General features: G+C 72.4%; 19 protein-coding genes. 7 read left to right on the forward strand and 12 right to left on the reverse strand.

Annotated elements, in window-relative coordinates; translation table 11 throughout:
- The first annotated feature begins 102 nt into the window (after window positions 1-102).
- A complete protein-coding gene (locus tag ABTZ54_RS25560) occupies window positions 103-2,484 on the forward strand; it encodes a chitinase C-terminal domain-containing protein (protein ID WP_351667282.1) in 2,382 nt (793 codons plus the stop codon).
- Window positions 2,485-2,636: 152 nt separating this feature from the next.
- Here the strand turns inward: ABTZ54_RS25560 and ABTZ54_RS25565 are convergent, their stop codons facing one another.
- Window positions 2,637-3,764 (reverse strand): ROK family transcriptional regulator, encoded by a 1,128-nt coding sequence (locus tag ABTZ54_RS25565; RefSeq protein ID WP_351667284.1) that lies wholly within the window; start codon window positions 3,762-3,764, stop codon window positions 2,637-2,639.
- Between the two features lie 116 nt (window positions 3,765-3,880).
- Between ABTZ54_RS25565 and ABTZ54_RS25570 the strand changes: the two genes are divergently transcribed.
- The 3 genes from ABTZ54_RS25570 to ABTZ54_RS25580 all read left to right on the forward strand — a co-directional run bounded on the left by ABTZ54_RS25570 (window position 3,881) and on the right by ABTZ54_RS25580 (window position 7,372).
- Window positions 3,881-5,104, forward strand: coding sequence for an MFS transporter (locus ABTZ54_RS25570; protein ID WP_351667286.1), 1,224 nt, complete (start codon window positions 3,881-3,883; stop codon window positions 5,102-5,104).
- 77 nt (window positions 5,105-5,181) lie between these two features.
- Window positions 5,182-6,597 carry a uracil-xanthine permease family protein gene (locus ABTZ54_RS25575; RefSeq protein ID WP_351667436.1) on the forward strand — a complete coding sequence of 472 codons (1,416 nt, stop codon included), beginning with the start codon at window positions 5,182-5,184 and terminating at the stop codon, window positions 6,595-6,597.
- A 73-nt stretch (window positions 6,598-6,670) separates the two neighbouring features.
- Window positions 6,671-7,372 carry a DUF5995 family protein gene (locus ABTZ54_RS25580; protein ID WP_351667288.1) on the forward strand — a complete coding sequence of 234 codons (702 nt, stop codon included), beginning with the start codon at window positions 6,671-6,673 and terminating at the stop codon, window positions 7,370-7,372.
- Between the two features lie 13 nt (window positions 7,373-7,385).
- Here ABTZ54_RS25580 and ABTZ54_RS25585 read toward each other — a convergent pair whose 3' ends face one another.
- Window positions 7,386-9,080: a flavin monoamine oxidase family protein gene (locus ABTZ54_RS25585; RefSeq protein WP_351667290.1), complete on the reverse strand. Its 1,695-nt coding sequence runs from the start codon at window positions 9,078-9,080 to the stop codon at window positions 7,386-7,388.
- A gap of 69 nt (window positions 9,081-9,149) precedes the next feature.
- A complete protein-coding gene (locus ABTZ54_RS25590; RefSeq protein ID WP_351667292.1) occupies window positions 9,150-9,956 on the reverse strand; it encodes a carbon-nitrogen hydrolase family protein in 807 nt (268 codons plus the stop codon).
- A gap of 279 nt (window positions 9,957-10,235) precedes the next feature.
- Between ABTZ54_RS25590 and ABTZ54_RS25595 the strand changes: the two genes are divergently transcribed.
- The gene (locus ABTZ54_RS25595) at window positions 10,236-10,781 is read left to right on the forward strand and encodes a Repetin (RefSeq protein WP_351667294.1); all 546 of its coding nucleotides are present in this window, start codon (window positions 10,236-10,238) and stop codon (window positions 10,779-10,781) included.
- A gap of 15 nt (window positions 10,782-10,796) precedes the next feature.
- Here ABTZ54_RS25595 and ABTZ54_RS25600 read toward each other — a convergent pair whose 3' ends face one another.
- Together ABTZ54_RS25600 and ABTZ54_RS25605 are read right to left on the reverse strand one after the other, a co-directional pair.
- Window positions 10,797-11,252 carry an Lrp/AsnC family transcriptional regulator gene (locus tag ABTZ54_RS25600; RefSeq protein WP_030691274.1) on the reverse strand — a complete coding sequence of 152 codons (456 nt, stop codon included), beginning with the start codon at window positions 11,250-11,252 and terminating at the stop codon, window positions 10,797-10,799.
- 10 nt (window positions 11,253-11,262) lie between these two features.
- Entirely contained in the window at window positions 11,263-12,726 is a 1,464-nt protein-coding gene (locus ABTZ54_RS25605; RefSeq protein WP_351667296.1) for an amino acid permease, read from the reverse strand.
- A gap of 345 nt (window positions 12,727-13,071) precedes the next feature.
- Here ABTZ54_RS25605 and ABTZ54_RS25610 point away from each other — a divergent pair, with 345 nt between their 5' ends.
- Window positions 13,072-14,073 carry a GDSL-type esterase/lipase family protein gene (locus tag ABTZ54_RS25610; RefSeq protein WP_351667298.1) on the forward strand — a complete coding sequence of 334 codons (1,002 nt, stop codon included), beginning with the start codon at window positions 13,072-13,074 and terminating at the stop codon, window positions 14,071-14,073.
- Window positions 14,074-14,162: 89 nt separating this feature from the next.
- On the opposite strand, the gene ABTZ54_RS25615 is transcribed toward ABTZ54_RS25610, so the two are convergent.
- The 7 genes from ABTZ54_RS25615 to fmt form a co-directional block, all read right to left on the reverse strand.
- Window positions 14,163-15,605, reverse strand: coding sequence for a GuaB1 family IMP dehydrogenase-related protein (locus ABTZ54_RS25615; protein ID WP_351667300.1), 1,443 nt, complete (start codon window positions 15,603-15,605; stop codon window positions 14,163-14,165).
- Between the two features lie 105 nt (window positions 15,606-15,710).
- Complete coding sequence (locus tag ABTZ54_RS25620; RefSeq protein ID WP_351667302.1) at window positions 15,711-16,052, reverse strand: barstar family protein; 342 nt, start codon at window positions 16,050-16,052, stop codon at window positions 15,711-15,713.
- Window positions 16,039-16,530 (reverse strand): guanyl-specific ribonuclease, encoded by a 492-nt coding sequence (locus ABTZ54_RS25625; RefSeq protein WP_351667304.1) that lies wholly within the window; start codon window positions 16,528-16,530, stop codon window positions 16,039-16,041. The genes ABTZ54_RS25620 and ABTZ54_RS25625 overlap by 14 nt, the downstream gene beginning before the upstream one ends.
- A gap of 94 nt (window positions 16,531-16,624) precedes the next feature.
- Complete coding sequence (locus tag ABTZ54_RS25630) at window positions 16,625-17,674, reverse strand: sugar-binding transcriptional regulator (RefSeq protein WP_351667306.1); 1,050 nt, start codon at window positions 17,672-17,674, stop codon at window positions 16,625-16,627.
- A 135-nt stretch (window positions 17,675-17,809) separates the two neighbouring features.
- Window positions 17,810-18,493 (reverse strand): ribulose-phosphate 3-epimerase, encoded by a 684-nt coding sequence (gene rpe, locus ABTZ54_RS25635; protein WP_351667308.1) that lies wholly within the window; start codon window positions 18,491-18,493, stop codon window positions 17,810-17,812.
- 107 nt (window positions 18,494-18,600) lie between these two features.
- Window positions 18,601-20,022 (reverse strand): RsmB/NOP family class I SAM-dependent RNA methyltransferase, encoded by a 1,422-nt coding sequence (locus tag ABTZ54_RS25640; RefSeq protein WP_351667310.1) that lies wholly within the window; start codon window positions 20,020-20,022, stop codon window positions 18,601-18,603.
- Between the two features lie 119 nt (window positions 20,023-20,141).
- The gene (fmt, locus tag ABTZ54_RS25645) at window positions 20,142-21,074 is read right to left on the reverse strand and encodes a methionyl-tRNA formyltransferase (protein ID WP_351667312.1); all 933 of its coding nucleotides are present in this window, start codon (window positions 21,072-21,074) and stop codon (window positions 20,142-20,144) included.
- Between the two features lie 283 nt (window positions 21,075-21,357).
- Here fmt and ABTZ54_RS25650 point away from each other — a divergent pair, with 283 nt between their 5' ends.
- Window positions 21,358-21,876: a hypothetical protein gene (locus ABTZ54_RS25650; RefSeq protein ID WP_351667314.1), complete on the forward strand. Its 519-nt coding sequence runs from the start codon at window positions 21,358-21,360 to the stop codon at window positions 21,874-21,876.
- Window positions 21,877-21,934 lie beyond the last annotated feature (58 nt).

The raw sequence follows: 21,934 nt of genomic DNA on the forward strand, positions 1-21,934 counted from the left end.
TCCACGGGCCCAACACGACCCACCCCCTTGTTCGTTGTGTTTCCTGAACTCCCCCTACGCCCTGCGGGCGTGGTGGCTCCCCCACCCCAGGAGGAAACGATCGTGTTGTCCCCCACAAAGAAGAGGGCGAGTCTGCTCGCCTCCGGCGCCGCCGTCGCCGGACTGCTGATCAGCTCCCTCGCCTCCGGCGGCGTCTCCTACGCGGCCGACAACGAGTCCTGTCGCCCCGACGGGCTCTACAAGACGCCCGGCGTCGACGTCCCGTACTGCTCGGTCTACGACACCGAGGGCCGCGAGAAGATGGGCGCGGACCACCAGCGCCGCGTCATCGGCTACTTCACCGGCTGGCGCACCGGAAAGAACGGCGAGCCCGCCTACCTCGCCAAGGACATCCCGTGGGACAAGATCACCCACATCAACTACGCCTTCGGCCACATCGGCAGTGACAACAAGCTGTCCGTCGGCACCGACGGGCCGAACAACGCCGCCACCGGGATGACCTGGCCCGGTGTCGCGGGCGCCGAGATGGACCCGGCGTACGCCTACAAAGGCCATTTCAACCTCCTGAACAAGTTCAAGAAGCAGCACCCGAACGTCAAGACGCTGATCTCGGTCGGCGGCTGGGCGGAGACCGGCGGGTACTTCGACGACAACGGCGCCCGGGTGAACTCCGGCGGCTTCTACTCGATGGCGACCAACGCCGACGGGTCGGTCAACCAGGCCGGGATCGACACGTTCGCCACCTCCGCCGTCGACTTCATCCGGAAGTACGGCTTCAACGGCGTCGACATCGACTACGAGTACCCGACCACCATGAAGGACGCGGGCAACCCGCTCGACTGGCAGCTCGCCAACGGGCGCCGCGCGGGTCTCGTGCAGAGCTACGCGGTCCTGATGAAGTCCCTGCGCGAGAAGCTGGACCGGGCCGGCGCCACCGACGGCAAGCACTACATGCTGACCGTCGCCGCGCCCTCCTCGGGCTACCTGCTGCGCGGCATGGAGACCTTCCAGATGCAGAAGTATCTGGACTACGTCAACATCATGTCCTACGACCTGCACGGCGCCTGGAACGAGTACGTCGGCCCCAACGCCTCGCTCTTCGACGACGGCAAGGACGGCGAGCTCGCCGCCGCCAACGTCTACGGCTCCGCGCAGTACGGCAACATCGGGTACCTCAACACCGACTGGGCCTACCACTACTTCCGCGGCTCGATGCCGGCCGGCCGGATCAACATCGGCCTGCCCTACTACACCCGCGGCCACAAGAACGTGCAGGGCGGCACCGACGGTCTGTGGGGCAAGGCCACCGCGACCACCTGCCCGGCCGGCTCCGGCCTGACCAAGTGCGGTGACGGCGCCTCCGGCATCGACAACCTGTGGCACGACAAGGACACCAACGGGCAGGAGTCGCCCGCGGGCTCCAACCCGATGTGGCACGCCAAGAACCTGGAGAAGGGGATCGTCGGCGACTACGTCACCCAGTACGGCTTCCCCGCGAACACCACGCTGACCGGCACCTACGCCCGGAAGTACGACTCCACGCTGGTCGCCCCGTGGCTGTGGAACGCCCAGAAGAAGGTCTTCCTCTCCACCGAGGACGAGCAGTCCGTGGCCGCCAAGGCCGACTACGTGGTCAGCCGCGGCATCGGCGGCACCATGGTCTGGGAGATGGCGGGCGACTACGCCTGGAACGCCGGCAAGGGCCAGTACGAGATGGGCTCCACGCTCACCTCGCTGATGTACGACAAGTTCAAGGCGGCCACCCCGTACGGCGCGAAGAAGTCCAACGCGACGCTGCCGACCCAGGCCGTGAACGTGGGCGTGGAGTTCGCCGAGTTCAAGCTGGGCGACTCCAACTACCCGATCACCCCGAAGATCAAGATCACCAACAACACGCAGACGGCCCTGCCCGGCGGCACCGAGTTCCAGTTCGACTACGGCACCTCGGCCCCGAACAACGCCTCCGACCAGTCCGGCTTCGGCACCAAGGTGATCAGCAGCGACCACACGGGCAGCAACGTGGGCGGCCTGAAGGGCGACTTCCACCGGGTCTCCCTGAAGCTGCCGGCCTGGCAGTCGCTCGCCCCCGGCGCGACCGTGGACCTGGCCTTCAACTACTACCTGCCGGTCTCCACGCCGTCGAACTGGACCGTCACCATCAACGGCACCGCGTACGCCCTCGCCGGTGACCTGGCGCGCGGCACGACCACGGTGGAGCCGGGCGCGACCACGCCCCCGACCACTCCCCCGACGACGCCGCCCACGACCCCGCCGACGACTCCCCCGACCACCCCGCCCACCACGCCTCCGACGACGCCGCCCACGGGCTGCACCGCCCCGGCGTACGTGGCCGGCACGGTCTACAACGCGGGCAGCCTCGTCTCCCACAAGGGCCGCAGCTGGAAGGCCCAGTGGTGGACGCAGAACGAGGAGCCGGGCACGACCGGCGACTGGGGCGTCTGGAAGGACCAGGGCCCCTGCTAGTCCGCACCACCTGAGAAACCCCCGGCGGCGGTCTCACGGCCCTTGGCCGCCGCCGGGCCTCCCACCGCGCCGCGCCCCCCTGTCCGGGGCGCGGCGCGGCCGCGTTCCCGGGCTCCGGAGGCGGGTCAGGGGTTACGGGGCCGGATGGCCCGTTACGGGAAGAGCGCGTCCTGCGCCGCGTCGCGGGCCGTGAGCAGCGCCCCGCGCAGGATGCCCGCGTCGCCCAGGGTGGTGGCGCGCACCTCGGTGCGCAGCGGCGAGAGGGTGGCGAGCCGGGCCTGGACGCGGGCGGCGAGCGCGTCGCCGCCCCGGTGGCCGGTCTCGCCGCCGAGCACCACGCAGCCGGGGTCGAGGACGGCGGCGACCGAGGCGGCGCCGATGGCCAGCCGGGCGGCGAGGGCGTCCAGGAAGCGCCCGTCGCCGGATTCGAGCGCGGTGGCGGGGTCGAGGCCGTACGAGACGGCGAGCGCGTCGACCGCCGCGGCGCAGGCCAGCTCGTGGAAGCCGCCGTCGCAGCCGTAGGCGGAGGGCAGCCCGGAGGTGCCCGGCACCGGCAGGAAGCCGATCTCGCCCGCTCCGCCGGAGGCCCCGCGGCGCAGCCGCCCGTCGAGGACGACGGCGGCGCCGATGCCCTGGCCGAGCCAGAGCAGCACGAAGGTGTCGTGGGCGGCGCGGGCGGCGCCCTCGCGCAGTTCCGCGACGGCGGCCAGGTTGACCTCGTTCTCCACCAGGACGGCGGCGGGCAGCCGCCGCCGGAGCACGGTCACGAGCCGCCGGTGCCAGGCGGGCAGCTTGGCGGTGTCCCCCAGCTCCCGGGTGGCCGGGTCGATGAGCCCGGGGGCGCCGACGGCCACGCTGTGCAGCCGGCCCGCGCCCGCCTCCCGCACCGTGCGTTCGAGGAGCGCGACCGCCTGGTCCACGGCCGGTTCCGGCGCGGTGCCGTCGCCGATGGGGACGGTGGCCTCGGCGAGGGTGGCGCCGAGGAGGTCGGAGACGACGACGGAGACCGAGCGGGTGCGCACGTCGAGCGCGGCGAGGTGCGCGCGGTCGGCGACGATCCCGTACAGCTTGGCGTTGGGGCCCCGGCGTTCGGCGCCGGCCTCGCCGACGACATGGACGAGCCCGGAGCCGCTGAGCCGGTCGACGAGGTCGGCGACGGTGGGCCGGGAGAGTCCGGTGAGCGTCTTGAGCTGGGTCGCCGTCAACGGGCCCTCGTCCTGGAGCAGGCGCAGGGCGAGCCGGTCGTTGATGGCCCGGGCGGTGCTCGGGGATGCGGCCATGCGGTGATCCTCTCAGACGTCCGGGTGGCGGTTCCGCCCGCCCCACTATTTATCAGGGAGGGTTCCTGATAGTTTACGCGACCAGCAGCACACATCAGCTCCGGGGAGGGCTTCACATGGCGGACGCAACCGTCTTCACCACCCAGCGGCTACGGCGGGCCCGCTTCGCCATCGCCGCCGTCTTCTGCGTGCACGGCGCGGTCACGGGCAGCTTCGCGACCCGGATCCCGTGGATCCAGGAGCACGCCGGCGTCAGCGCGGGCCAGCTCGGGCTCGCTCTCGCCTTCCCGGCGATCGGCGCCTCGCTGGCGATGCCGCTCGCCGGGGCCATCAGCCACCGCTTCGGCGCCCGCACCGCCCTGCGCGGCCTGCTCGCGCTCTGGACGCTCGCGCTGACCCTGCCGTCGCTGGCGCCGAACGTGTACGGGCTGTGCGCCCTGCTCTTCGTCTACGGGGCCACCGCCGGCATGTCCGACGTGGCCATGAACGCCCTCGGCGTCGAGGTCGAGAACCGGCTCGGCCGCTCGATCATGTCCAGCCTGCACGGCATGTGGAGCGTGGGCGCCCTGCTCGGCTCCGCGGCCGGCACCCTCGCGGCCCACCTCGGCGGCGACGCCCGGGTGCACCACCTGATCGCCGCCCTGGTCCTCACCGCCCTGGGCCTGGTCTTCTGCCAGGGCGTCCTCGACCTGCGCAGCACCCCCGAGGAGGAGCCGCCGCCGCGCTTCGCGCTGCCCCCGAAGTCGGCCCTGGTGATCGGCGCGATCGGCTTCTGCGCGGTCTTCGCGGAGGGCGCGAGCCTGGACTGGTCGGCGGTCTACCTCAAGGACGAGCTGGGCACCTCGGCCGGACTCGCGGCCGCCTCCACCACCGCCTTCGCGCTGACCATGGCCGTCGCCCGGCTGGCCGGCGACCGGGTCGTGGACCGCTTCGGCGCGGAGCGCACGGTACGGGTCGGAGGTCTCGCCGCCACGGTCGGCGGACTGCTCGTGGTCTTCGCCCCGCACGCGGCCCTGGCGATGGCCGGATTCGGACTGATCGGGCTCGGGGTGGCGGTCGTCGTCCCGCTCGCCTTCGCCGCCGCCGCGCGCAGCGGGCCGAACCCGAGCCAGGCCATCGCGGGCGTGGCCACCATCACGTACACCTCGGGTCTCATCGCCCCCTCGGCGATCGGCGGCATCGCGCACGCGACCTCCCTGGTCGTCTCCTTCGGCCTGGTCACGCTGCTCGCCTTCGGCCTGGTGCTGGGCGCGGGCGTGCTGCGGGGCCGCTCCCGGGCCACGGCCGGGGCCGCGGGGACCGCCGGGACCGGCGCGGAATCCCGGGAAGGGGTCCACTGACCCCGGGCGCATTACCATGTGGCTGATCTTTTTCGGCCATGCCCTGGCCGTCGGACCCGGAGAACTGGAGCGACCACATGAGCCTCGGCGTGCGCTGGAAACTGCACGGCGACGGGAAGACACCCGCTCCCGGAGCCGTCGTCCGGCCGGACGAACGCCTCTCCTGGCCCCGTACGGTCGGGCTCGGCGCCCAGCACGTGGTCGCCATGTTCGGCGCCTCGTTCGTCGCGCCGGTACTCATGGGGCTGGACCCGAACCTCGCGATCATGATGTCCGGTGTCGCGACCGTGATCTTCCTGCTCGCGACCCGGGGCACGGTCCCCTCGTACCTGGGCTGCTCGCTCTCCTTCGTGGGCGTCGCCGCCGCGATCCGGGCCTCCGGCGGCACCAGCGCCACCGTGACCGGCGCGGTGTTCGTGGTCGGCGCGGTGCTGTTCCTGGCCGGCCTCGCGGTGCGGAAGTTCGGCGCGCGGATCATCCACGCGGCGATGCCGCCGGTGGTCACCGGCGCCGTGGTCATGCTGATCGGCTTCAACCTGGCCCCGGTGACGGCGTCCACGTACTGGCCGCAGGACCAGTGGACGGCCCTGCTCGTGATGCTCTTCACCGGGCTCGCCGTGGTCTGTCTGCGCGGCTTCTGGTCGCGGATCGCGATCTTCCTCGGCCTGATCTTCGGCTACGCCATCTCCTGGGTCTTCGACCTGGTCTTCGGCAAGATCCACTCGATGTCCCCGAGCGGCCAGGTCACCGACCACTGGCGGCTCGACCTCTCCGGCGTCTCGACGGCCGACTGGATCGGCCTGCCCAGCTTCCACGGCCCCAGCTTCGAGTGGTCCGCGATCCTGGTCGCGCTGCCGGTCGTCATCGCGCTGATCGCCGAGAACGCCGGACACGTGAAGGCCGTCGGCGAGATGACCGGCGACTCCCTGGACGACAAGCTGGGCACCGCCATCGCCGCGGACGGCGCCGCCTCGATGCTCTCCACCGCCGTGGGCGGCCCGCCGAACACCACGTACTCCGAGAACATCGGCGTCATGGCCGCCACCCGCGTCTACTCCACCGCCGCCTACTGGGCCGCGGCCGGCTTCGCCCTGCTCTTCGGCCTCTGCCCGAAGTTCGGCGCGATCGTGGCCGCCATCCCGGGCGGCGTGCTCGGCGGCATCACCGTGATCCTGTACGGCATGATCGGCCTGCTCGGCGCCCAGATCTGGATCAACGCCAAGGTCGACCTGCGCAACCCGCTCAACCTGGTGCCCGCCGCGGCCGGCATCATCATCGGCGTCGGCGGGGTCAAGCTCACCTTCACCGACACCTTCGAGCTCGGCGGCATCGCGCTCGGCACGATCGTGGTCATCACCGGCTACCACGTGCTGCGCGCCTTCGCCCCGGCCCATCTGAAGCAGCAGGAGCCCCTGCTGGACTCGGGCACCAGCTCCTACGAAGGCACGCCGCGCGAAGGCACGGCGGGCGACGAGAAGTCCGCCGAGCGGTAGCTGATTCGCCCGATCTGGGGAAGCCGGGCGGCGGAACCCCTCCGTCCGGCTCCGCGGCTGCCACGCTGCGTCCATGGCGCAGACGCAGCACTTCCCCGTCGGGCCCTTCACCGCCGTCGACCCCGTGGTGGACCGGATGCGGGCCTTCCGCGCGGCCTGGCACCCGGCCGACGGGGTCGCCGTGTTCAACCGGGTCTATCTGACCGTCACCGAGGAGATCGGCCACGCCATCGAGGCGGGCGCCTTCGCCGACCGGCGGGCCGCCGCCACCCTGGACGTGCGCTTCGCCCAGCGCTATCTCGCCGTCGTCGACGCCGTCGGCGCCGGCGCCCGGGCCCCCGCCTGCTGGCGCCCGCTCTTCCACTACCGCCGGCATCCCGGCGTACGGCCGCTGCAGTTCGCGCTCGCCGGGATCAACGCGCACATCGGGCACGACCTGGCCCTCGCCGTGGTCGACACCTGCCGGACGCTGGACTGCGCGCCGGCGGACCTTGAGGACGAGTTCGACCGGGTCGGCGACATCCTCGTGCTCCTGGAGGAGCGCATCCGGGAGGAACTGATGCCGGGCCCGGACCTCCTGGAGGTCGCGGACCCGCTGACGCATCTGCTCGGCTGCTGGAGCCTGGACCGGGCCCGCGACGGGGCCTGGCTCGCCGCCCGCTCGCTGTGGCAGCTGCGGCGGCTGCCCGACCTGGCCGAGGAGTTCACCGAACGCCTCGACCGGTCGGTGGGCCTGGTGGGGCGGATGCTGCTCACCCCACTGGCCCGCCCTTAGACCCGCTGGAGGCTCAGTCCTCCGGCAGCTCGACCGGGGCGATCTCGTCGTACACGTCGCCCGGACCCGGGTTGGTGCCGTCCGTCGCGCCGCCGAAGTGGTGCATCACGCCCCACACCGCGTTGAGCGCCGTCTGCACCGCGCCCTCGGCCCAGCCGGCCGTCCAGGAGATGTCGTCGCCCGCGAGGAAGATGCCGCGCTTGTCCTCCGGCAGACGGTCCTGCATGAAGTGGGTGAACAGGCGCCGCTGGTAGCGGTAGTGGCCCGGCAGGTTGGCCTTGAACGCGCCCATGAAGTAGGGCTCGTTCTCCCAGGAGACGGTGACCGGGTTGCCGATGATGTGCTTGCGGATGTCGACCTTCGGGTAGATCTCGCCGAGCGACTTCAGCATGACCTCCATCCGCTCGTTGGCGGAGAGCGGCAGCCACTTGAGGCTGTCGTCGCACCACGTGTACGAGAGGCAGATGGTGGCCGGCTTGTCCGGGCCGTCGTCCAGGAGGTACGTGCCGCGGGTCATGCGGTCGGTGAGCGTCATCGACATGACGTCGCGCCCGGTCTCCTCGTCCTTGTCGAGCCAGAACGGCCGGTCCACGGGGACGAACAGCTTGGAGGACTCCATGTAGTGGGTCCGCTCCATCGCCGTCCAGTGGTCGATCGGGAAGAGCGAGTCGTCGCACGCGATCTTGGACAGCAGCATCCAGGACTGGGCGGTGAAGATCGCCGCCTGGTACGTGCGGATGTCGCCGGACGCGTCGGTGACGGTGATCCGGTTGCCGGCCGCGCGGGTCAGGCGGGTCACGGCCCCGCGCGGGGCGCCCTCGTGCAGGGAGCTGAGCGAGGTGCCCTGGGCCCAGTGGACGATCTTCTCCGGCTCGCGCTCCCACAGGCGCAGCGGCAGCTGCTGCGAGCCGCCGACGATACCGCGGTGGTGGTCGTCCGCCTCGGTGTAGACGACCCGGAGGATCTCCAGGATGGAGTTCGGGAAGTCGGTGTCCCAGCCGCCGGTGCCGAAGCCGACCTGGCCGAAGATCTCGCGCTTGCGGAAGGACTGGAAGGCCTCGGACTTGCAGAGGAAGCCGTAGAAGGTCTCGTCGTCCAGCTTCTCGACCAGCTTGGCCCAGATCTCCCGGATGCGCGGGACGTCGCGCTCGCGCATCGCCCGGTTCATGTCGGTGAAGTCGGCGCCCTCGTCGAGGCAGGCGTTCCACGCGTCGGCGACGTCCCGGTAGATCTGCGGGAGGTCGGCGATGGTCTCGGCGTAGTGGCTCTCGCCCTTGAGGTCGACGACGGTCGACGGGGTGGCCTCGGCCAGCGGGTTCGGGAACGGCGTGGTCTCCAGGCCGACCAGGTCGATGTAGTGCTGGAGCGCGGTCGAGGAGGGCGGGAAGCGCATGGCGCCCATCTCGGCCGTCAGACCCTCGGTCTCCGGGCCCTGGAAACCGACGGTGCGCAGCCGGCCGCCGATCTGGTCGGCCTCGTAGACGACGGGCTTGAGGCCCATCTTCATCAGCTCGTACGCGGCGATGACGCCGGACAGACCGCCGCCGATGACGGCGACCTCGGTGCCGTGCTCGGTCGCGGGTATCTGGCCGAGCCCGGCCGGGTGGGCCAGGAAGTCGTCGTAGGCGTACGGGAAGTCCGGACCGAACATGGTGATCGGCGGCTGGGCGTCGGTGTGCTGGACGGCATTGGGCACCGTGGACGTCATGGGGTACGGACTCCTTGCACGGAAAAAGGGTGAGGCAGGCGGGACGGGCGGGGAGGGCTCGGGCTCAGGTCACACGAGGGAGCCGTAGAGGCCGGGGCGCCGGTCCCGGAGGTAGGGGTTGAGCGCGCGGGAGGCCGCGAGGGCGGCCGGGTCGACGTCGCCGACGACGAGGTCCTCGCCCCGCCCGGCGCGGACCCGGGCGGTGCCGTCGGGCGCGGCGAGCGTGGACAGGCCGACGAACTCGAAGTCGCCCTCGGGGCCGGTCCGGTTGGCATACGCGATGTAGAGCTGGTTCTCGAAGGCGCGCACCGGGACGACGGACTCGGGGACGATCTCGGCGGGGTGCATCAGCGCGGTCGGCACGAGGAGGAGGTCCGTGCCGGCCAGCGCCTGCGCCCGTACGTTCTCCGGGAACTCGACGTCGTAGCAGATCATGAGGCCGACGGTGAGGCCGCCGAGCTCCGCCTGGACCACGGCCCGGTCGCCGGGCGTGAACCACTGGAGTTCGAAGTCGCCGAAGAGGTGGGTCTTCCGGTAGTGCGCGAGCGTCTCGCCGTCGGCGCCGAAGAGCTGGGCGGAGTTGTACAGCACCCCGTGTCGCTCGGTGTCGCGCTCCGGGTAGCCGTAGCCGACGGCCAGGCCGTGGCGGGCGGCGATGGCGGCGACGGCCCGCGCGGAGGGACCGTCGGCGGGCTCGGCGAGGCGGGCGATGTCGTCGCCGATCGCGTAGCCGGTGAGGAAGAGCTCGGGGGCGAGCAGCACACCGGCGCCCGCGGCGGCCGCGCGGGCGGCGGCCTCGTCGAGCAGCTTCAGATTGGCGGCCACGTCACCGAGCTCACCGGAGCTCTGGAGCAGGGCGGTGCGCAGCGCGGCCATCGGCGATCCTCGGGGGTTCGGAGTAAAAGGAGAAGACGTCAAAAACGGTACGGTTTCGCGCTCGCCGCGGACAAGGCGGGACCGTTGCGGACCGACCGTCGAAGTGTTGCGCGATGGACGGGTGGGGCGGCGATTCGTTGCGCACGGCTCCGACCGGGGGTGTACGGCTCCCCCGCCGCGCGGCGGAGAGCGGGACCGTTCCACGGCGCGATGTCCGGAGGGCGGCCGGGCGGAAGAGTGGTGGTCGTCCGGTTGACCTGCCGAAAGGACCGAAACGACATGAACCGCCGTACGAGGATCGTCGCCGTGGCCGCCGCTCTGCTGATCACCGCGGGGGCCGCGGGCTCCGCCACCGCGTCGGGCGACGGGAAGGGCCCGCGCCGGGAGGCGGCGGCGCTGACCGGCACCGCGAAGCTGTACCGGCCTGCCGGGGACGACATCACCTTCTCCTTCGACACGCACCTGGCGACGAAGGACCGCAACAACCCGGCGGCCGCGACCGGCACCTTCCGCTACAGCCACTACAAGGGGGACTGGGGCGGCGCCGCCGAGGTGAAGGTCGACTGCCTCGCGACGGGCGGCAAGGTCGCCACGGTCACCGGCATCGTCACCAAGACCGATGTGCCCGGCCTCCTGCACAAGCGGGTCGGCGTGTCGGTGCACGACAACGGCGAGCGCGACCGCCTGGGCTACAGCTGGGCGGCCTCCGACATGACGAAGGGCGAGGTCCCCCTCTGCAACAGCGTCGCGCCGTTCGAGCGGGTCAAGGCCGGCACCGGCGACTTCACGGTGCTGCCCTGGCTCTTCGAGTACCCGACCGAGTAGGCCCCGGGCACGGCTTTACGCGGGCGAGCCCGAGGAGAAGCGCCGCAGCAGCGGCGAGAGCACCAGGACGGACTTGGTGCGCTCCACGAAGGGCTCGCCCGCGATGCGCTCCAGGACGCGCTCGAAGTGGCGCATGTCGGAGGCGAAGACCTGGACGACGGCGTCCGCGTCACCGGTGACGGTCGACGCGGACACCACCTCCGGATACCGCTCCAGACCTCGCCGGATGTCCTCCGGCGAGGTGTTGTGGCGGCAGTAGATCTCGACGAACCCCTCGGTCTCCCAGCCGAGCGCCGCCGGGTCCACCCGTACGGTGAAGCCGGTGATGGCACCCTCGGCCCGGAGCCTGTCCACGCGCCGCTTGACGGCGGGGGCGGAGAGACCGACCAGCGAGCCGATGTCGGCGTAGCTGCGGCGGGCGTCCTCCGCGAGGGCGTGGACGATGCGTTCGTCGAGGTCGTTGAGTCGCACTACGGGTGGATCACTTCTCTGCTGATGCCAGTCGGGAGCGGCGCATGCCGTACAGGAAGTAGAACACGAGTCCCGCGGCCATCCAGCAACCGAAGACCACCCAGGTGATCGCGTCGAGGCTGAACATGTTGTACGCGCAGAAGGCGAAGCCGAGCACCGGGAAGACCGGGCCGAGCGCCACCTTGAAGGTGCGCGGCATGTCGGGGCGCGTGTAGCGGAGCACGATGACCGCGATGTTGACCAGGCCGAAGGCGAAGAGGGTGCCGATGCTGGTCGCGTCGACCAGCTTGCCCAGCGGGATGACCGAGGCGAGCGCGGCGCAGAACAGGGAGACGATCACCGTGTTGACGCGCGGCGTGCCGGTCTTGGGGCTGACCTTGCCGAAGACCTTGGGGACGAGGCCGTCGCGGGACATCGCGAACAGGACGCGGGTCTGGCCGTAGAGCACGGTCAGGACGACGCTGGCGATGGAGATGACGGCGCCGGCGGCGAGCATCGTGCCCCAGAAGGTCTGGCCCGTGACGTCGTTCATGATCGCGGCGAGGGTGGCCTCGGAGCCCGCGAAGTCCTTCCAGTGCCAGGCGCCGACGGCGACCGCGGCGACCAGCACGTACAGGACGGTCACGATGAGCAGCGAGAGCATGATCGCCCGCGGCAGGTCGCGCTTGGGGTCCTTGGCCTCCTCGCCCGCCGTGGAGGCGGCGTCGAAGCCGATGTAGGAGAAGAACAGGCTGGCGCTGGCGGCGCCGACGCCCGCCATGCCGAGCGGCATGAAGTCCTTGTAGTTGCCGGACTTGAAGCCCATGAAGCCGATGGCGCAGAAGAGCACGAGCGCGGCGATCTTCACCACGACCATGATCGTGTTGACCACGGCGGACTCACGGGCGCCGCCGAGCAGGAAGACCATGGCCAGCAGGACGACGATCAGGCCGGGCAGGTTGATGACGCCGCCCTCGCCCGGGGCGGAGGACACCACGTCGGGGAGGGTGACACCGATGGTGCCGTCGAGCAGTTCGTTGAGGTACTCGCCCCAGCCGACCGCCACGGCGGCCACGGAGACGCCGTACTCCAGGACCAGACACCAGCCGCAGACCCAGGCGACGAGTTCACCCATCGTTGCGTACGCGTACGAGTACGAGGAGCCCGCGACCGGGATGGAGCCGGCCAGCTCGGCGTACGAGAGGGCCGAGAAGAGCGCCGTGAGACCGGCGATCACGAAGGAGAGGGTGACGGCGGGGCCGGCCTTGGGGACGGCGGAGCCGAGCACGACGAAGATGCCGGTGCCGAGCGTCGCACCGATGCTGATCATCGTCAGCTGCCACATGCCGAGGGTGCGGCGGAGCGTGCCGCCTTCTCCCTGTCCACCCTCCGCGACCAGGTTCTCTACCGGCTTGCGGCGGGTCAGGGCGGAGAGCCCGGAGGTCTTGCGGACGGTCGTTTCCTCGACCGGTGGGGCTGCGCCGTGGTCCAGCACTGCGGGGGCTCCTTATCGCTGCCTGACGATGGGGCGGGGACCGCGGCGGTACGCGGGCATGACTGAACAGCCCACGGGGGAAGGGGGAACCGCCGAGCAGGCGGTCGCCGCCACTCCTGGTACGGGGCATGAGCCTAAGGGCTGGAGCTTCGCACTCGTAATGCAGGGTTGTTGCGCACCGGCAGATGATCATTGCGCGCTTGCGGCGCAGACGGGGAAACATTGCGCCCCCCTGCATGAATCGACACATCGGGGGCATCGGGCCCTCTCTCGCACGGGCCCCGCGCGCACCTTGACTCCTCGGGGCGGATGACCCACGCTGCACCCGCCTGAACGGAGGTCCTCGTGAGCTGGCTGGAGCCCGCACCCTTCCTTCGCGGCACGGCCTGGCTGGACGGCGACCGGCCGGTGCGCGCCGACCCCGCCGACCTGGAGCGGCTGCCCTGGGACATCGCCGAGCGGGCCGCGCTGCCGATCGGGGTGCGGGTCGAGTTCACGGCGGCACCCGGCACCCGCGCGGTGGAGCTGCGCTACCGGGCGGCGGCCCCCCGGCCCGGGGACGCGCTGGGCGCGCTGCGGCACGGCTTCGCGCTGTGGCAGGGCCGGCACTGCCTCGCCGAGGTGTTCGCGGAACCGGCCGAGGAGAGCGCCGTGACGCTCGAACTCCCGCCCACCGGCGGCGAGTTCACGGTCCATCTGCCGGAGGACCAGGCGCCGGTCCTGCGCGGTCTGCGGCCGGTCGGCGGCGCCCTGTCCCCCGCGCCCCGCCGCCCCCGCTGGCTGGTCCACGGCGACTCGATCACCGAGGGCTGGTGGTCGACCCGCCCCGCGCACTCCTGGCCCGCGACGGCGGGCCGGACGCTCGGCCTCGACCCCGTCAACCTCGGCTTCGCGGGCGGCGCGCGCGGCGAACTCCCGCTCGCCGAGCACCTCGCCCGGCTCCCCGGCGAGCTGATCACCCTCGCCTTCGGCACCAACTGCTGGTCCGCCGTGCCCTGTTCGGCCCCGCTGCTCTACGAGACCACCCGCGCCTTCGTCGCCCTGGTCCGCCGCGGGCACCCCGGCACCCCGCTGCTGCTCCTCTCCCCCGTGCTGCGCCCGGCGGCCGAGCGGACCGGCAACGCCCTGGGCGCCACCCTCGCGGAGCTGCGGACGGCCATGGAGGAGGCCGTACGGGACCTCCAGGCGGCCGGTGACGCCCGGCTGGCCCTGCTGCCCGGCCGGCCGCTGCTGGGCCCGCAGGACCTCGCCGACGGGCTCCACCCCAACGACCGGGGCCATCGGCGGATCGCGGCGGCGGTGGCCGAGGCGCTGCGGGCGGAGCACTTCGTGGGCCGGACGGCCTGACGCGGGGGCGCGGAAACGCCGAGGGCCCCCGGGAGCGGTCTCCCGGGGGCCCTCGGCCGGCTGCTGGGCTCCTCAGGAGCCGGGGAGCGTCAGCTCCAGCTGGCGTGCAGCGGCTTGCCCTCCGCGTAACCGGCGGCGGACTGGATGCCGACGGTGGCCTTCTCCTCGAACTCGGCCAGCGAGCTGGCACCCGCGTAGGTGCAGGAGGAGCGGACACCCGCGATGATCGAGTCGATCAGGTCCTCGACACCCGGGCGCTGCGGGTCGAGGAACATGCGCGAGGTGGAGATGCCCTCCTCGAACAGCGCCTTGCGGGCGCGGTCGTAGGAGGACTCGTCGCTCGTACGGTTCCGGACGGCGCGGGCCGAGGCCATGCCGAAGGACTCCTTGTACGCGCGGCCCTGGGCGTCGTGCTGGAGGTCGCCCGGGGACTCGTAGGTCCCGGCGAACCAGGAGCCGATCATGACGTTGGAGGCACCGGCGGCGAGCGCCATGGCCACGTCGCGCGGGTGGCGGACGCCGCCGTCGGCCCAGACGTGCTTGCCGTACTTCTTCGCCTCGGCGGCGCACTCCAGGACGGCGGAGAACTGCGGGCGGCCCACACCGGTCATCATGCGGGTGGTGCACATGGCGCCGGGGCCCACACCGACCTTGATGATGTCGGCGCCGGCCTCGATGAGGTCCTTGACGCCCTCGGCGGCGACGATGTTGCCCGCCACGATCGGGACCTGCGGGTCGAGCGCCCGGACGGTCCTGATCGCGCTGATCATCGACTCCTGGTGGCCGTGCGCGGTGTCGATGACGAGCGTGTCCACGCCCGCGTCGAGCAGCTGCTTGGCCTTGCCCGCCACGTCGCCGTTGATGCCGACGGCGGCGGCGATGCGCAGGCCGCCCTTGGCGTCCACGGCGGGGCTGTACAGGGTCGCGCGCAGGGCGCCCTTGCGGGTCAGGATGCCGACGAGGCGCCCGTCCTTGTCGACGGCCGGGGCGTAGCGGCGGTTGGCGGCGTCGAGGGTGTTGAAGGCCTCGCGCGGCTCGATGTCGGCGTCGAGGAGCAGCAGGTCCTTCGACATGACCTCGGACAGCTGGGTGAAGCGGTCCACGCCGGACAGGTCGGCGTCGGTGACGACACCGATCGGGCGCCGGTCCTCGTCGACGACGACACCGGCGTCGTGCGCCCGCTTGGGCAGCAGGGACAGCGCGTCGGCGACGGTCTGGTGCGGCTCCAGGACGATGGGGGTGTCCAGGACGTGGTGGCGGCTCTTGACCCAGCCGATGACGTCGGTGACGACCTCGATCGGGATGTCCTGGGGGATGACGACCAGGCCGCCCCGACGGGCGACGGTCTCGGCCATGCGGCGGCCGGCGATGGCGGTCATGTTGGCGACGACCAGCGGGATCGTCGTCCCGGTCCCGTCGGGCGAGGAGAGGTCCACGGCCTGGCGGGAACCCACGGCCGAGCGGCTCGGCACCATGAACACATCGTCGTACGTGAGGTCGTACGGCGGCTTGACGTCATTGAGGAAACGCACGTGCTGACATCCCAGTCGTTCGGATCGGCCCCTAGGCATTTCAGCCAGGGGAAAAAGCACGTAGTTCATTGTCCCACGCCTGTACGAATACCAGCCCCGGGCGATTCATCCGAGGCTCGCGGGGGACCTTTCGTCGTTTCCTCCGAAGATCTCCCCGAGGGAGAGGAGGACGGTGAGGCGCGTGGGGCTCTCCTCGACGGCCGTGGCGAAGACCTCCTGGGCCAGCGACCACTCGCGGGGCCGGGTCCTCGCGTACTCCTGCCAGCCGGTGACGACGAGCGCGACGGGCTCCGGCAGGTCGGTCAGACAGTCGGCGAGGGCGTCCCAGTTGCGCCCGAACCAGTCGGGCAGGGCGAGCGCGGTGGCGCAGCGCTCCATGAAGGCGGCCTTGTCGGCGACCCCGTACAGGTCGAGGACGACGGGGTCGCCGAGCTCATCGAGCCTCATCCGCGACCACCTCCCGGAAGCTCTCGTAGTGGTCGTCGGTGTAGTACACGTCGCCGTCCCCTCCGGTCACGATCCGGCGGGCGCCCCGGTCCCGCGAGCCGGGCGTCTTGACCGTGTACTCGTGGTAGTAGCCGCGCTTGTGCGGCGGCAGCACCCGCTCGAAGTTCCCGAACACGGTGCCGTCCTTGGCGTACGGGAAGGGCCCGCCGTCCCGGATGAGCACGAGGGTCCGGCGGGCCTCGGCGGGCAGCGCGCTCTCCTGGACGACGGGAAGCCGGGAGAAGCGGGTCGGGGCGGCGCCGGGGCTCCGGGTGCTCTGGGTGCCTTGGGTGCTCTGGGGCGGTGCGGCCGCCGTGGTGCGGGAGGTGCTCGGTCCGGCGCCCGTACCCGCGCCGTCGGTGCCGTTCGAGCAGCCGGTCAGCAGCAGCGAGAGCCCGGCCAGCAGGGCGAGCCCGAGCCGGGCGCATCGCGTGATCATGCCCCCGATGCTGCCATCCACCGCCGCCGCCGACACGAACGCCCCGCCGGGTGAGCGGCGGGGCGTGTCGGGCCTGTCGGGGCGGGGATCCGGATCAGATGCCGTCCGGGTCCGCGCGCTCCAGGGCCGGGCGTGGGCCGGGGCTGGACTCGCTGAGCAGGTAGTCGGCCGCCGAGCGGTCCGTCACGAGGCTGGTGACCAGACCCGAGCGGAGCACCGCGCCGATCGCCGCCGCCTTGCGCTGACCGCCCGCGATGGCGACGACCTCGGGGATCCGGCGCAGCCGGTCCGCCTCGACGGTGATGCACCGCTCGCCCAGGTCGCGGCCGACCCGGCGGCCCTCCGTGTCGAAGAGGTGCGCGGACATCTCGGCGGCGACGCCCAGCGACGCGTAGTGGGCGCGCTCCTCGTCCGAGAGCATGTCGTGGACGGTCGAGATGCCCGGCTCCCAGGAGCCGATGGAGACACAGGCGACCGTGACCTTGTCGAAGTACTCGAAGGCCCGCGCGATGCCGGTCTGGCTGCGCAGCGCGGCCGCGGTGGCCGGGTCCGGCAGCAGCATGGGCGCGTAGATCGGGTGCGCCTCGCCGCCGGAGACCTGGGCGGCCCGCCGTACCGCCTCGACCGAGCCACGCTCGGCCGTGCCCGCGTCGTACACGCCGGTGAGCTGGACGACGGTGCAGGGCGGCAGCCGGTCGAGGGCGGCCGCCATGTGGATGGTGGAGCGGCCCCAGGCCAGGCCCAGGACGTCCCCCTCGGTGACCAGCTCGCCGAGCAGGTCGGCCGCGACCTCGCCGAGGTTCTCCGGGTCGGGCGACTCGTCCTCGCCCTCCGCCGGCGACTCGACGACGACGGCGTGGCGGAGCCCGTAGCGGGCGCGGAGCGCGTCGGAGCGCTCGGCGTCCAGCTCCGCCGGTACGCGGATCTCGATGCGCACGAGGTCGCGCTCCAGGGCGGTCTCCAGGACCCGGGCCACCTTGAAGCGGCTCACGCCGAACTCCTCGGCGATCTGGATCTTGGACTTGCCCTCGAGGTAGAAGCGGCGGGCCATGGCCGCCGCCTGCACGAGCTCCGCGGGTCCCATCCGCAGGGCTGACCGTCCCGCCGACATACCCGCCACCGCGATCTCCTCACTGCTGTTCACGTACGGCTGCTCTACCGCGCTTGCTGGTGTTCACACTCTGGACTCACCGTTCATCCTGTCAGATCCGGTGGGTCCTGTTCGGTTCTGTCGGCGGCCCGACGGGCCGCGTTCATGTACCGGAGGCCCGATGGCGGCTCAGTGGCCACACGCCCAGGCCGCCGAGGCGGTCGCGGTCTCCGCGGCGGCCCGCAGGGAGCGGACGGCGGCGGCCGGGTCGGCGGCGCCGTAGACGGCGGAACCGGCCACGAAGACGTCGGCGCCGGCCTCGGCGCACCGCTCGATCGTGGACTCCGCGACCCCGCCGTCGACCTGGAGCCACAGCTCCAGACCGTGCTTGGAGATCAGCTCACGGGTGCGGCGGATCTTCGGCAGCATGATGTCGAGGAAGGACTGTCCGCCGAAGCCGGGCTCGACCGTCATGATCAGGAGCATGTCCAGCTCGGGCAGCAGGTCCTCGTAGGGCTCGATCGGCGTGGCCGGCTTGAGCGCCATGGACGCCCTGGCCCCCTTGGCCCGGATCTCCCGCGCCAGGCGCACCGGCGCGGCGGCCGCCTCCACGTGGAAGGTGACCGACCCGGCGCCGGCCTCCACGTACTGCGGGGCCCAGCGGTCCGGGTCCTCGATCATGAGGTGGCAGTCGAGCGGGGTGTCCGTCGCCCGGCTGAGCGACTCGACCACCGGCACGCCCAGCGTCAGGTTGGGCACGAAGTGGTTGTCCATCACGTCGACGTGCAGCCAGTCGGCCCCGTCGACCGCCTTCGCCTCCTCGGCGAGCCGGGCGAAATCCGCGGACAGGATGCTGGGATTGATCTGCGCCATGTGCCAAGCCTGCCATGTTCTTGGGCACTTCTTTGCCGCGAAGCGGTTCGTGTGCCGAGGAGTGGGTCCCGTACTGGTACAGACCAGGTGATTCCGCCGCCCGGGTGTCAGGCGGTACGGCGGATCAGCGCCAGGTACATGGCGTCCGTACCGTGCAGATGCGGCCACAGCTGTACGTCGGGCCCGTCGCCGAGGTCCGGGACCCCGGGCAGCAGCGGCCGGGCGTCGATCAGCTCGGCGCCGCCCACCTTCTTCAGGACGTCGTCGACTACCACCCGGGTCTCGGCCAGGTGCGGGGAGCAGGTCGCGTATCCGACGACGCCGCCGACGCGCACGGCCCGCAGCGCCTCGGTGAGCAGCCCGCGCTGGAGCGGGGCGAAGCCGTCCAGGTCGGACGGGCGGCGGCGCCAGCGGGCCTCGGGGCGGCGGCGCAGCGCGCCGAGCCCGGAGCAGGGCACGTCCATCAGGACCCGGTCGAAGACGCCCTCGCGCCACGGCGGGCGGGTGCCGTCGGCGGCGATGACCTGGTACGGGCCGGGGTTGCCGGCCAGCGCGCGCTCGACGAGCCGGGCGCGGTGCGGCTGCTTCTCGGAGGCGAGCAGGGCGGCGCCGCGCTCGGCAGCCAGGGCGCCCAGCAGGGACGCCTTTCCGCCGGGGCCCGCGCAGCCGTCGAGCCAGCGGGCGTCGGAGCCGTCGAGGGGGGCGTTGGCGAGGGCGATGGCGACCAGCTGGCTGCCCTCGTCCTGGACGCCCGCGCGACCCTCCGCGACGGCCTGGAGGGCGCCGGGCTCGCCTCCCTCGGCCAGCGTGAGGGCGTACGGCGACCAGCGGCCGGGCTCGGTCTCGGCGGCGGCCGCCAGCTCCTCGGTGGTGGAGCGGCCGGGCCGGGCCACGAGGGTCACGGCGGGCCGCTCGTTGTCGGCCTCCAGGAGCGCCTCGATGCCGGCGCGCCCGCCGCCGAGGGAGTCCCACAGCGCCGAGACGACCCAGCGGGGGTGCGAGTGGACGACGGCGAGGTGGTCCTCGGCGTCGGCGTCGTACGGCGGCGCGACCCGCTGCACCCAGGTGTCGAAGTCGTCCTGCGCGATCTTGCGGAGCACCGCGTTGACGAACTTGGCCCGTCCGTCGCCCAGCACCACCCGGGCCAGCTCGACGCTGGCGGAGACGGCGGCGTGGCTCGGGATACGGGTGCCCAGGAGCTGGTGCGCGCCGAGCGCGAGCACGTCGAGCACGGGCGGGTCGACCTCGCGCAGCGGCCGGTCGATGCAGGCGGCGATGATCGCGTCGTACGTGCCCTGGCGGCGCAGCGTCCCGTAGACGAGCTCGGTCGCGAGGGCCGCGTCCCGCCCGTCGAACTTCTCGGGCCCCTCCTTCTCGCGGGCCTTCTTCAGCAGCGGCGGCAGCACGAGGTTCGCGTAAGCGTCCCGCTCGTCGACCGCCCGCAGGGCCTCGAAGGCCAGCATCCGGACCGGGTCCTTCTTGGGGCGCCGGTAGGGCTTGGGGGTACGGGGACGTGCCTGCTCGCTCAAAGGTGCTCCGCGTGAGAAGTGAACGGGTGGAGAGGGGTGAGGGGTGAGGGGGGTGAAGAAGGGGTGGGGGTCCGGCCCGCGCGGCCGAACCCTCCCAGCCTACGTCCGCCGGGCAGGCGCTACGCCCCCACCCGCTCCCCGGGCGCGATGCGGACGCCGCGCGCCCAGTCCGCCGCCTTCATCGGCTTCTTGCCCTGGGGCTGGACCCACAGCAGCTCGACCGCGTGGGAGCCGGTGCCGACGTACACGTTGTTCTTGCCGACGGCGAGCTCGCCCGGGGTGAGGTCGGTGCGGTCCTGGACGAGGGCGGCCTGGATCAGCTTGAGCCGCTCGCCGCGGAAGAGGGTCCAGGCGCCGGGGGCCGGGGTGCAGCCGCGGACGACGCGGTCGACCCGGAGCGCCGGGGCCGCGAAGTCGACGTGCGCGTCCTCGACCTGGATCTTCGGGGCGAGCGTGATGCCGTCGGCGGGCTGCGGCACGGCCTTGAGGGTGCCGTCCTCGATGCCGTCCATGGTGGCGGCGAGCAGCCCGGCGCCCGCGAAGGCGAGCCGGGTGAGCAGGTCGCCACTGGTGTCGGTGGGGCGGACGTCCTCGGTGACGACGCCGTAGACGGGGCCGGAGTCCAGTCCCTCCTCGATCTGGAAGGTGGAGGCGCCGGTGACCTGGTCCCCGGACATCACCGCGTGCTGCACGGGCGCCGCGCCGCGCCACGCGGGCAGCAGCGAGAAGTGCAGGTTGACCCAGCCGTGGGCGGGGATGTCGAGGGCCACGCGGGGCAGCAGCGCGCCGTACGCGACGACGGGGCAGCAGTCGGGCGCGATCTCGCGCAGCCGGGCGAGGAAGGCCTCGTCGCGCGGGCGCTCCGGCTTGAGGATCTCGATCCCGGCCTCCTCCGCGCGCTCGGCGACGGGGCTGGCGACGAGCCGCCGGCCTCGGCCCGCGGGCGCGTCGGGGCGGGTGACGACGGCGGCCACCTCGTGCCGCCCGGAGGCGAGCAGGGCGTCCAGGGCGGGTACGGCGACCTCGGGGGTACCAGCGAAGACGAGCTTCACGCGGGAAAACCTCGCATCTCGGGGCGGTGGGCGTACCTCCCCGCTCACGGGGAGCCGAGAGCGCGCGGGAGGGCAGCGCACCAGTCTAGGCGGTGTCCCGTGGGGTGTCCGGCGCCCGCTCGCGGGGGGCGTACGCGTGGGCGAGCGCCCTGCGCATATGCGTGTACGCCCCCGCAGCGTGACCCAACCCCCGGTGGCGCGTTGGTCAAAGGAGATTGACCGAATCGGGTCGCCCCTCCCCCAGCGGCCCGCCCCTTTTCACGCCGGTTCGAGAGGCTTATCCATGGCCGACCACGCAACCCACGACGCCCAGGCCCGGGCGAGTCTGCACCTGCTGGTGCGGGACATCGAGCGGGTCCGGCGGCAGGTGGACGCACTGCGCACGCTGACGGCCCAGCTGGGCAATGTCTACCGCCCTCGCCGCTCCGCCCCTTCCACGGGCTTCGTCGTCTACGGACGCGCCCCCGCCCCGACCGTCCGCCTCGCCCAGGAGCTGCGGGACAGCGTCGAGACCCTGGTGACGGCGGCGGTGGACTTCGACCGCTCGCTCGGGTTCTCGTGGGACGCGGTGGGCTCCGCGCTCGGAGTCACCAAGCAGGCGGTGCACCGCCGTTACGGTTCCCGCCGTGCCCCGCAGCCGGGCGCGGCCCTGGAGGCGGAGCGCCCGGCCGAGCCGGGTACGACCCGCACGCTGCCGGTGGTGCCCCCGGCCCGGAGCATGCCGCCGCAGCCCACCTCGGGCAGCCAGACCCTCCGCGAGGAGCAGCGCCCGCCGGCCTTCCCGGCCCCGCGCAACGGCTGACCTCCACCGTCGGCCACGGAAGGCCGCCGGTCGCGTACGGAACGCGACGGGCGGCCTT

Origin of the sequence: Streptomyces sp. NPDC094032, from assembly GCF_040303965.1 — a bacterium.
Taxonomy (GTDB): domain Bacteria; phylum Actinomycetota; class Actinomycetes; order Streptomycetales; family Streptomycetaceae; genus Streptomyces.